Here is an 11,252-nt window from a genome sequence, read left to right on the forward strand (position 1 = left end):
ATAGTTAACGCATTTAACCTGTCTTGCAAGTTAAAGTTTTCATGACTTAGGTCAATGGGTTAACTGGGTTGAGTTATTAAACTGAGCGGTAGATAACTTGTTTGGAGATAGAGCGATGAGTATTTGGCAACAGTTCTTTAAAGACCCCGTGATATTCTTTTCATTTACTGGCCTAGCGATAGTGATTGGGCTGTGTGTTTTTTATGCAATTTACTTTTATGTAAAGACTAAAAACGCCTAAACAACCGTCGGGTTACCCCAGTAACCCGACGTGCTCGGCAGCTATAGCGATACCGACACCGATGAGTACGATACCGCCAACTATTTCCGCATAGCGACCGATAATATGACCCGCGTAACGCCCGATCATGACGCCAATAGTAACTGCTGCAAAGGTAGAGCAGCCTATTATCACGGCAACAAGGAAGATATTTACATCAAGAAATGCCATGCCCACACCGACCGCCATTGCATCGATCGACGTGGCAATACTGGTCAGAAATAGCTTAAAAAAGGGTTGTTGGGTTGGGTCAACTTCACTGTCCTTATCATCGTCTGGCGACAGGCCCTCTTTTATCATGTGCAGGCCTAACAGACTGAGTAATGCCAACGCAATCCAGTGATCGTACTCTGAAATGACCTGCGCAGCGGCTTTACCCAATAACCAACCCAGCATCGGCGTAATCGCCTCGACTACACCAAACAAGACACCTATTTTTAATGCTTGTTTGAGAGTTGGCTTACGCATAGCAATACCTTTACCGATTGCCGCTGCAAAGGCATCGGTTGACATTGCTAAGCCAATTAAAAACATCGAGAAAATATTCATAATATCTACAAACTTAAGTGTACTGAACTTTTGCGACTATGATATTTGGTGATGGTAAACACCATAAGGCCCGCGAGTGCTAATAAGCAACCAACCCAGCCCGTTGCTTGCCAGCTTAGAGACGTATTCAGCGATAAGCCGCCTAAAAAGGCACCTAAACCGTTGGCAATGTTAAAGGCTGCATGGTTGAGCGACGCAGCAAGTGTTTGTGATTCGCCGGCTACATCCATGAGTCTGACTTGCAGTGCAGGCACTAACATTGCAGTAGTACCCAAGCAGAATGCCATCGGCAAAATAGTGTAGAGAGAATAGATGCTGAGGGGAAAAACAGCCAGCACAACGATAGCCCAAGTTAAAGCACCTGCAATTGCCCACTTCATGTTAAGGTCAGTCAGTTTACCGCCGACAATGCTGCCGGTAAACGAACCTAAGCCGTAGATAAGTAATGCAATGGGTATCCAGTATTCGTGCACTTGTGTTGCTTCAAGTAAGGTAGGCGAGAGGTAACTCAATACGGCGAACATGCCACCAAAGCCTACACTACCGATAGCTAGAGTGAGTAATACTTGACTATTTTTTAGCGCGCGTAGTTCGGTTCGTACGCGTGTTGCTGATGCTTGCTTGGGCTGTGGTACGCAGGCAACGACTAAAATCGCCGCACTTAATGCCACAACACCGACTCCGATATACACGGTGCGCCAATCCAGCAATTGGCCAAACCAGGTAGCGAGCGGGTTACCGACTAAAATTGCAATGGTCAAGCCCATCATTACCATGGTGACCGCCATGCCTCGTTGAGACTTATTAACTAGCCCAGCAGCCATCAGACACACGATACCGCCATAGGCTCCGTGAGGTAGGCCACTGATAAAACGGAAAAGCTGCAGTTCCAAAAAGCTATCTGCGCGCGCACTGAGTAAATTGCTGAGTGCGTACACCAGCATTAAAGCGATAATCAGTGGCTTACGAGGGATGCGTGCACCTAGTAAAGTGATAAGGGGAGCGCCTATTACCACACCGAGCGCATATAAACTGATCAGGTGACCAGTCTGCTGAGCGGTGGTGTTAAAGTCAGCCCCTACGTTGGGAAGAAGCCCCATCATGACAAATTCACCAATGCCGATCGAAAAGGTTCCGATGGCCATAGCGAAAATGGCGAGTGCGATTTGCAGTCGTGAATAACTCATGGAATTTTTACAGCGAGAAAAAATTGCCGCCTATGGTAATGCTTTTCAACGTCGGTTGCTATTGTTCGCGTGTATTAATCGAATTCGTGATGGTCGCTGTGTTAGCATAACCTAATGAACCATAACTGTTGGGAGTTAAAATTTTGCAACAACAGCAATATCCAATCGGTGTCCCGGGTCAGCCGTGGGGCGAGTCAGAAAAGAAAGAATGGCTGCAACAACAGCGTGTTCAACGTTCGTATGAAGCTGACGTTATTAGCCAAATTGAGCGCTTTAAAGCCCGTTTTGACGTTCGTGAATACGGTCAGTTGGAATACGCCAGCCAGCGCTATCCTTTATATGCGGTATTGTCACTTGACTGGGACGATGAAAAGCCGACGGTACTCGTAACCGGCGGTGTTCATGGTTATGAAACCAGCGGAGTGCACGGCGCGCTTAAATTTATTGATGAGCAAATGCAAGCGTATCAAGACGTGTTCAATTTTATTGTGACGCCGTGTATTAGCCCTTGGGGTTACGAGACTATTAATCGTTGGAACCCCGACGCAGTTGACCCTAATCGTTCGTTTTATCAGCCGAGTCCAGCGCAAGAGTCCGGTTTTGTACTGCAACTGATAACGGATCTTGGTGTCGATTTACTCGCGCATGTTGATTTGCATGAGACAACGGATACTGACAATTCAGAGTTTCGTCCTGCCAAAGCAGCGCGAGATGGTGAAGTAAATACCAATTGGAACATCCCAGACGGGTTTTATTTAGTCACTAACTCGGAAAATAAACAAATCGAGTTTCAGCAAGCGGTACTTGCGGAAGTGGCTAAAGTCACTCATATCGCTCCGGCAGACGAGAATAATCGGTTAATTGGAACGGATATTGATATCCCCGGTGTGATTAGTTACCCAACTCATGAACTGGGCTTGTGTATTGGCCTGAGTCAAGCGATGTATGCGACGACTACAGAGGTCTATCCAGATAGTGAGAATGCCACGCCCGAGCAATGCATTGATGCACAAGTAGCCGCGGTTGTTGGCGCGTTAAACTATTTACGCTAACTGCCATTAAAGTCATTTTTGCTACACTCGAGCACAAGCTGCTTGAGGCAGGATTGGCTGTTTGCATCACATGCTTTTAGGTCGCAAGCCACTACCGCTTGCGACTGCATGAGCTTTAGCAGTTGATTACGGTCAATCGAAATACTGACACGGCCAGCTTGAGAGGCGATCGGTTGCATAATCGTCTTCCTTATTCACATGATAATGCATAAGATTAATTTAAATGATAACCATTCGCAACAACCTTGTTCGAAACTTTTTCTGAACTTCTCCGATGTAAAGAAATCATTCCTATAAAATTTATCTTAAGAAATATTTAAGAAAACCCCTCTAAAGTTATCTCTAGTTTCGGCAGTCATGCTCATTATGTTGGAGATAGCTTCATGCCATCGAATCAGGAATTTACTCTTAAAGAGAATAGTCACATTCGGCTCACCGCTCGCTGGCTCAAACCATCCGACCCAAGACGTTTAGAGGCGGAACATTTTATATGTGAACGTTACTGGTTCAGTTTTAATGCCTGTATCACGCAGTTGCCGGAAAATATCCTTGCGGTTTATCAGAATGATTTACTCGTCGCCGCTTGCGGTGTGCAACTGGCAGAACAACGTATTTTATTCTCTGAGCAATATATGACTCAACCGTTGGGCAATTATTCGATTCTAGGTAAGCGTATGCCGTCACGGCAAGAAGTCGCTGAGGTAGGTTCGATGGCAACGCTCGGGCGACGTTATTTACCCGATCTTGTTGAAGCTATCGTGCTGGCGTTACGTGATCTTCGCAGAACCGTGGTGTTATTCACAGCAACACGCGGTTTGGCTCACTTTCTAGAGCGCCGCGGTATTGTATTGCAAAAACTAGCACTCGCCGAAAGAGGTAAGTTGCAAGTGGACACAAACGCAGAATGGGGCTCGTATTACGCTCACCAACCGAGCGTATTTGCAGGCTGGACTGATAGCTATCCAGTGTCTGATGTAGAGCCAGCGCGCTTTCTAGACCAACCATTTCAGGAGCGCGCTCATGCCTGATCTAATGACCTTACTGAAGCGTCACGCATTGAGCGACCATGTGGCGTTACGCAGTGCAGAGCAAAAGTTGACTTACAGAGCGCTTTGGATGCGCGTAGATAACGCAGTTGCGTGGCTTAATTCTCGTTCAGAAACTCGTATCGCAATAGCGTTAGAAAATAGCTTTGACTGGGTTATTTGGGATCTTGCATGTTTACGAGCGGCCAAAGTGCTGATTCCTATCCCACCATTTTTTAGTGTCGAGCAACAACAAAATGTACTGCATGATAGTGCAGCGCAACTGCTTATTGGTATGCAGCTTGACACCGAACTACGAGAAGCAGCAACAGCAGAACGTTTATCTGTTGCGGCGGACTTTCCCGCTATCTTTGAACTATCAACGAATAAGCTGCAAGCACGTTTGCCTGATGGAACGCAAAAAGTCACCTACACCTCAGGTAGTACAGGACAACCGAAAGGTGTTTGTTTATCGGCAGACGGTATAGCGACAGTGGTCTCGAGTTTGCTCGATAGGCTGCCCAATCAACTGCACTCTCGGCATTTGGTTGTCATGCCGCTGGCCGTACTGTTAGAAAATATTGCCGGTGTATACGTAACGCTAGCGCTTGGTGCTGAAGTTGTCGTATTACCCAGCCGCTCAATAGGTCTTATGGGCGCTAGTGATCTGAACGTTGAGCAGTTTATTAATTGCTTAAAACAGTACCAGATATCAACTTTGGTCATCCCACCTGCTTTACTTGAGGTGATCTGTGCCGGTGTAGAGTACTTTGGTTTATCCGCGCACCAGTTTGAGTTTATTGCCGTCGGAGGCGCTCGGCTTGCCGCAGCGCAAGAGCAGGGGGCGATGGATTTAGGGCTTCCTATCGTTGTTGGATATGGTCTTTCGGAGTGCGCTTCTGTGGTTGCTTTAAATGATATCTCAAAGCAACGTCCCTTGGGCTCTGTCGGCAGGTTGCTTCCACACGTGTCTGGGCAAATTAGAAGTGGTGAATTGTTTATCCGTTCTCCTCTAATGTTGGGTTACTTAGGAGGCGAGGCTCTGGCCGTTGAGTGGCTAGCCACAGGTGATCTCGCCCACTTTGACGCGTTTGGTCATTTATATATCGATGGTCGAAAGAAGAACATCATCGTGACTCCTTATGGTCGTAACGTGGATCCCGAGTGGCTTGAAACAGAACTTCTAACAAACTCGTTAATTAGCCAAGTGTGTGTCAGTGGCGATGAGTCGCACCCTTTAAGAGCCCTTATTGTTAGCTCGGCTGAACGTAATGAAATCGAGCGAGCAGTGCAGGGAGTGAATATGAAACTGCCGGACTATGCACAAATAAAGGATATCGAACTTATCTCTACGCCATTTACGGTGGCGAACCAGCAACTCACGGGGACGGGGCGACTACGACGCCAAGCCATTTTAAGCCGTTATCCATTCAGTATGTCATCATTGGAGTACTAACTATGACATTTTTCAACACATTATGTGACCAAACAAAGACTGAACAAGCTTTCTTGCTGAGTGCACCTGTTATCAAAGATACCTTTGCGGGTGATATTACTCGAGCGCGCTACCAAGCCTTTTTGGGACAAGCCTATCATCATGTAAAACATACGGTACCACTATTAATGCGCGCCGGTAGCTTGTTACCCAACTCGCTCGAGTGGTTGCGCAAAGCGGTCGTCGAGTATATCGAAGAGGAGTATGGTCACGAATGTTGGATTTTGAACGATTTAAAAGCGACCGGTGCGGATCCTGAGCAGATAAAAAATGCGGAGCCTCACTGGAGCACCGATGCGATGGTATCGGTGGTTTATGATCACATGCAGCGCTATCACCCCGCAGCTTTTTTCGGCATGGCACATGTGCTTGAGGGCACCAGTGTGCAGTTGGCAACACAAGCTGCACACAAGGTTCAGGCGCGTCTAGCGCTACCTAACAGCGCATTTAGCTATCTATTGTCACACGGCGACTTGGATCAGGATCACGTTAAATTTTTTGAAGACCTTATGAATCAGTTGACCGATGTTGAGGCTCAACAAGCGATTATTCGCACGGCGCGCAGCGTGTATCACCTTTATGGTGAGATGTTCCGCGCAATTCCCACTCTGGCTGGAGAATAACCCATGCGTCTGGACTGGAACTCGCAACACATCGTTCTAACAGGAGCGACCGGTGGGCTTGGCCGAGAGCTGGCAAGTCAACTGACTGATGTGGGAGTACGTCTGACCTTAGTTGGGCGTAATGAAACAGAGTTAACTCAATTAGCGAAATCGTTACAGCAGGACTATTGGGTTGCAGATATTACTCAGTCCAAGGCGCGTAACCTGTTAGTGGAGCACCTTTGCTCGCAAAGTGACACGCTGCCGGTTACCGGACTGATTAATAATGCAGGGATGGCCGCTGAAGGTGTGTTTGAACAGCAGTATTCACAAGCTGAGGCGATGTTATCCACCAATTTGCTGGCGCCTATTTTGTTGACAGCTGAGCTGTTACCTGAGCTTAAGTCACGCCGTAGCTTTATTCTAAATGTAGGTTCAGTGTTTGGCCGTATCGGGTTTCCGGGGCAAACGCTCTATTGTGCTACAAAGTTTGGACTTAAAGGCTTTACCGAATCATTGCGGCGAGAGTTATCAGATACCTCTGTACGCGTAATGTATACCGCGCCTCGCGCAATAAAAACGGGTTTCAACGGACCATTAATGCAAGCACTTAATGCGCGCACCCAGACGACTGAGGATGCGCCTGACGTGGTGGCCGATTGCATAATCAAGCAAATAAAGAGTGGTCAAATAAATCGGACTATTGGCTTTCCCGAGAAGTTATACGTGGTGTTAAACAGTATTCGGCCGCAGTGGTTGGATGGCGCGTTATTTAAAGTTAACCGTACGCTTAAGTCAATAATTAAGGAGTGATTAATATGAAATCATTAGTTTATGCAGCGATTACCAGTGCACTTTTATTGACCAGTCATTCGGTCATGGCACAGAGCAAGCTGTTAGATATTCAGCACCGCTGGGCTGAAGTTAACTATACGCTCACTGATGACGCCCAAGAACATGCATTTGAATCTTTAGCTAAGGAGGCGCAAGCATGGGTTGATGCGGAACCGAATAATGCAGAAGCATATATTTGGCTCGGCATTATCAAAAGTACTGAGGCGGGCGCTGTCGGTGGCTTGGGGGCTTTAGGCCTCGCGAAGGAGGCAAAGGCGAGTTTGGAAAAGGCGCTCGCTATTGACCCCAACGCGCTGTCAGGCTCTGCATACGCGAGCTTAGGTACCTTATATTACAAGGTGCCAGGCTGGCCGTTTGGCTTCGGTGATGATGACGAGGCGGAAAAGCTGCTTAAAAAAGCGCTGGAAATAAACCCTAAAGGGATTGATAGTAACTACTTCTATGCCGATTACTTATACGAACAGGGACAATACAAACGGGCATTGGGCTTTGCTGAGCAAGCACTATTAGCGGACGCGCGTCCAGAACGTCCGTTGGCTGATGCGAAGCGCAGGGATGAAGTGCAAGCACTGATTAAAAAGGCGAATAGAAAGTTAAACAAGTGATAGGGACAAGTCATGCAACTGCTATTAGTTGAAGACAATCAAACACTAGGACAAGCCGTTGAGATAGGGTTATCTCAACGGCAGTTCATGGTAACTTGGGTGCGAACTGGCGCTGCTGCAATTTCTAACTTTAATCGGCAGGAGTATGATGTTGCCATTTTGGATTTGGGTCTACCCGATATTGACGGCGAGCGTGTATTACAAAGCATACGTAAAAAGGGCGTTGATATTCCGATTTTAGTGCTTACCGCACGTGACCAAACCAGTGATGTCATTCACCTGCTTGACGCGGGTGCCGACGATTTTATGACAAAACCGTTCGATGTCAATGAGTTAGCGGCGCGTTTACGCGCGTTACTGCGCCGACGCAGTGGTTATGCCTCGGCAAAAATAGAGTGCGGTCCTGTCGCCATTGACACATCGAGTCGAGAAGCCTTTGTTAATGGTCGCGAAATCACGTTATCACGCAAAGAATACGAACTGTTGCAATTGTTTGTTATGCAACCGATGAAGGTTCATCCACGAGATAAAATTGAAGCGTTACTGAGTTCAGATACGCATGTAGTTGAAAGTAATGCCCTTGAAGTTCACGTGCACAACTTGCGCAAAAAACTGGGGCAGCGTGAACTTATCGAGACAATTAGGGGCGTTGGTTACCGATTACGATGCAAAGATTAAATCAATTTTTTAGTAAGCTAAAATCAATACGCCGCCGGATCCTGTTAACGGTCTCAGTCGTGTATTTGTTTGGTAGCAGCGTGTCGGCGTTGTGGATTTATTTTGAGGTCAGCCACGAAGTTGATGAGTTATTTGATGCCGAACTGATACAGCAAGCGCATACTATGAATGCGCTAATCAGCCAATTTGAGTTGGGTAACATTAGTCAGCAACTTGATGCGACTGAATCGAATGCTGAACTGGTTTACCATACTCCTGAATGGTTACAGGACTACGAAAGAAAACTTGCCATTCGCTTAGAAACTGTGAGTGGGGATGTTATATACGCCAGTCGTGATTGGCTTAATTCGGAGAAAATTCAATACACGGATGGTATCTCGGAATTACAGCAAGGTGATTCATATTGGTATGTATTCGGAGCGACCAATCTAAAAAGCGGCTTGCGAATGCTCGTGCTGCAAGAAGATGACTTTCGTGCCGAACTTCGCGGTGACCTAACCATTGATACGCTGGTGCCTATTCTATTGATGCTCCCCGTGATTATTTGGTTGGGATGGTGGAGTGTTAACTTTAACTTTGCCAGCTTTCAACGACTCGCAAAAACCATACGCTCAAAACCGAGTGATAATTATGAGCAACTAAGTGGCTTTGACGATACTGAGGAAGTGGCTGTCATTAGTCGGTCTTTAAATCATTATTTATCCCGGGTAGAGCAGTCTTTTGCTCGTGAAAAACGGTTTTCCTCCGATGCTGCACATGAATTAAGAACGCCTGTTGCTAACCTTAAATTGCGGATTCAGAATTTAATTGACTCGTCGTCTAATGTACAGAAACAAGTCCTCGAGCCGTTGATGGCGTCAGTCAATCAGCTGATTCGACTGATCGATAATTTATTACTGCTGTCTCGAACCGAGCGACAAATGAATTCAAAGGTGGTATTAAAACTTGCACGCCAAGTACGCGAGGTTGTTGCGTTGTGGTATGAAAAAGCTGAGCAAAAAGAACAAACTTTTGAGCTCCGGTTAGACGATACTGCGACAGTGCATAGCGATCCGGATTTGTTACACATTTTATTATCAAACTTAATCGATAACGCGATTAAATATGGTGAGTTAGGTAGCGCTATTACCATCGAGCAACGCAAGCGAGCGTTAGTCATTACTAATCAAGTAAGTGAGCAAACACAGTTCGACATCGACCGAGTGGGTGAACGTTTTTACCGTGGGGGGCATTTAGATATCGACGGCACAGGACTGGGCCTATCGATTGTTAGTAATATTGCCGAACAGTTGGATATTCGCGTACAGTTTAGTCGAAGTGAGTCCGCCTTTATTTGTACACTTTCGTTCTAAATATATTTGATAATGAATGAATATTAATTACTCTAAGTCTTACGATAATAATAACAATGGTAAGCTATGCATAGAGTAATGCGTTATCTCGGCCTGATAATCGCTTGGTTGGCGTTATGGCGAGTTGCGGTAGTACTTGAATTTGCACCTCACGCGAGCATTTGGTTTCCCCCCGCGGGACTCTCCTTTGCTGCGATGCTCGTATTGGGTTGGCGAGCAATCATACCGATTGCGGTGGCGGGATTCGTAAGCACTGCCTGGATTGCTGAAATTTATAATGAGCCGTTATCTGTCTCCAGTTGGATGACCACCAGCCTGTTGTTTGTGTTAGCTCATACGGTGCCTTTAGGACTCGGCGCATATGCGGTAAAACGCGTTCACATGAGCAATGGTGTCAATGGCTTTGCGCGCACCGTACTGATCTTTCTGTTAATTGCAGCTTTAAGCACCATGTTTACGTCGCTGTTGGGGATAATGGCGATCTGGGAAGGTGGTTTGATGACTGGCGCGCAACGTTGGCTATCCTGGCTACCTTGGTGGATAGGCGATATGGCCGGTGTGATTGTATTAGCCCCCGTATTCATTGCTATCGTTTCGTGGCGTTATCCACGAGTTCAAGAGTACCTTGGCGAGCTTAGTTTTAGTTTGAGTTCGGTTAACTGGCGAGCATTTGCTTCACGGCTGAGTTTAGTGATTGTTTTACTGTGTTTGTCACTATTTTTAGTGCATCACACGCAGCGATTTGAAGCTTCGTTTACCGTGTTTTTTATCATTCTGCCGTTTTTGTGGATAGCGACAACCGCGAGTCCGCTGACAAGTGTATTTATCTTAGCGTTGTTTAGTGGTCTTATGGCGCTACTGGTGTCACAGTTACAACTCATTGACTTTGCCTTGGTTTATCAATTTGCGATGACGATAACTGCGGCCTGTGTTTGGTTTGCTATGACCATACCTACGTTGATGGCGCAGAACGCCGAGTTGACGGCTCGGGTCGCGCGTGATGGACTCACCAAAGCGGCATCAAGGGGGCACTTTGTGCAGCGGCTCGAATACAAGTTGCAGTCGAGCCAATCAAAGACACCGTGTTGCCTGATTATCTTCGACTTCGATTACTTCAAGCAAATTAATGATGTGCACGGTCATATCGTAGGTGATCGGGTTTTGGTCAGTGTCACCAATTACGTCAATCAACAACTGCGAGAAAATGATATCATGGGGCGTTTCGGCGGTGACGAATTTATGATTATGCTGCCAGAAACTGAGTTTTCTGAAGCACAGGCTGTCGCAAAGCGCCTATGCTCGGGGATTAGTCAGTTACAAATCGACGGCCTCAATGATTTCGTTTCGTGTAGTTTTGGTGTAGTTCACTGTCAACCAAATGAACATGCGATGTCGGCGATTGATAGAGCCGATAGGGCGCTTTTGACGGCGAAAAAGCAAGGGCGTCAGCAAGTTGTCGCGAGTGCTGCTTAAATAAACCACTATCAGTGATAACCCCTGATCATTTGCAGATTAACAGCTAGCCTTAACAATGCTATGGTCATTAAATAATAACTATAAAAAGTAGTGTGG

Annotated in this window: 13 protein-coding genes; 10 read left to right on the forward strand and 3 right to left on the reverse strand. The window is 46.5% G+C overall.

What is annotated here, in order from left to right; all coding sequences use genetic code 11:
• Window positions 1-115 precede the first annotated feature (115 nt).
• The gene (locus B2X00_RS11645; protein WP_083405003.1) at window positions 116-241 is read left to right on the forward strand and encodes a DUF3149 domain-containing protein; all 126 of its coding nucleotides are present in this window, start codon (window positions 116-118) and stop codon (window positions 239-241) included.
• 12 nt (window positions 242-253) lie between these two features.
• Here B2X00_RS11645 and B2X00_RS11650 read toward each other — a convergent pair whose 3' ends face one another.
• Window positions 254-829 (reverse strand): manganese efflux pump MntP family protein, encoded by a 576-nt coding sequence (locus B2X00_RS11650; RefSeq protein WP_290487791.1) that lies wholly within the window; start codon window positions 827-829, stop codon window positions 254-256.
• 5 nt (window positions 830-834) lie between these two features.
• The gene (locus B2X00_RS11655) at window positions 835-2,016 is read right to left on the reverse strand and encodes an MFS transporter (RefSeq protein WP_290487793.1); all 1,182 of its coding nucleotides are present in this window, start codon (window positions 2,014-2,016) and stop codon (window positions 835-837) included.
• A 143-nt stretch (window positions 2,017-2,159) separates the two neighbouring features.
• On the opposite strand from B2X00_RS11655, the gene B2X00_RS11660 reads away from it, so the two are divergent.
• Window positions 2,160-3,068: a M14 family metallopeptidase gene (locus B2X00_RS11660; protein WP_290487795.1), complete on the forward strand. Its 909-nt coding sequence runs from the start codon at window positions 2,160-2,162 to the stop codon at window positions 3,066-3,068.
• Here the strand turns inward: B2X00_RS11660 and B2X00_RS11665 are convergent.
• Window positions 3,065-3,247 (reverse strand): hypothetical protein, encoded by a 183-nt coding sequence (locus B2X00_RS11665; RefSeq protein WP_290487797.1) that lies wholly within the window; start codon window positions 3,245-3,247, stop codon window positions 3,065-3,067. The two genes, B2X00_RS11660 and B2X00_RS11665, sit on opposite strands and share 4 nt — an antisense overlap.
• Before the next feature lie 204 nt (window positions 3,248-3,451).
• Here B2X00_RS11665 and B2X00_RS11670 point away from each other — a divergent pair, with 204 nt between their 5' ends.
• From B2X00_RS11670 to B2X00_RS11705, 8 genes are all read left to right on the forward strand, one after another.
• Complete coding sequence (locus tag B2X00_RS11670; protein ID WP_290487799.1) at window positions 3,452-4,096, forward strand: thermostable hemolysin; 645 nt, start codon at window positions 3,452-3,454, stop codon at window positions 4,094-4,096.
• Window positions 4,089-5,549, forward strand: coding sequence for an AMP-binding protein (locus B2X00_RS11675; RefSeq protein WP_290487801.1), 1,461 nt, complete (start codon window positions 4,089-4,091; stop codon window positions 5,547-5,549). Before B2X00_RS11670 ends, B2X00_RS11675 begins: the two co-directional genes overlap by 8 nt.
• A 2-nt stretch (window positions 5,550-5,551) precedes the next feature.
• Complete coding sequence (locus tag B2X00_RS11680; protein WP_290487803.1) at window positions 5,552-6,211, forward strand: TenA family transcriptional regulator; 660 nt, start codon at window positions 5,552-5,554, stop codon at window positions 6,209-6,211.
• Window positions 6,212-6,214: 3 nt separating this feature from the next.
• Window positions 6,215-7,003, forward strand: coding sequence for an SDR family oxidoreductase (locus B2X00_RS11685; protein ID WP_290487805.1), 789 nt, complete (start codon window positions 6,215-6,217; stop codon window positions 7,001-7,003).
• Between the two features lie 5 nt (window positions 7,004-7,008).
• Window positions 7,009-7,650 (forward strand): tetratricopeptide repeat protein, encoded by a 642-nt coding sequence (locus B2X00_RS11690; RefSeq protein ID WP_290487806.1) that lies wholly within the window; start codon window positions 7,009-7,011, stop codon window positions 7,648-7,650.
• Between the two features lie 12 nt (window positions 7,651-7,662).
• On the forward strand, window positions 7,663-8,328 hold the full coding sequence (locus tag B2X00_RS11695; RefSeq protein ID WP_290487808.1) for a response regulator transcription factor: 666 nt from the start codon (window positions 7,663-7,665) through the stop codon (window positions 8,326-8,328).
• Window positions 8,316-9,680, forward strand: a complete 1,365-nt coding sequence (locus B2X00_RS11700; protein WP_290487810.1) for an ATP-binding protein — start codon at window positions 8,316-8,318, stop codon at window positions 9,678-9,680. The genes B2X00_RS11695 and B2X00_RS11700 overlap by 13 nt, the downstream gene beginning before the upstream one ends.
• A 66-nt stretch (window positions 9,681-9,746) precedes the next feature.
• A complete protein-coding gene (locus B2X00_RS11705; protein WP_290487812.1) occupies window positions 9,747-11,153 on the forward strand; it encodes a GGDEF domain-containing protein in 1,407 nt (468 codons plus the stop codon).
• Window positions 11,154-11,252 lie beyond the last annotated feature (99 nt).

The sequence above is a fragment of the Idiomarina sp. UBA3162 genome (genome assembly GCF_002364475.1).
Classification (GTDB): domain Bacteria; phylum Pseudomonadota; class Gammaproteobacteria; order Enterobacterales; family Alteromonadaceae; genus Idiomarina.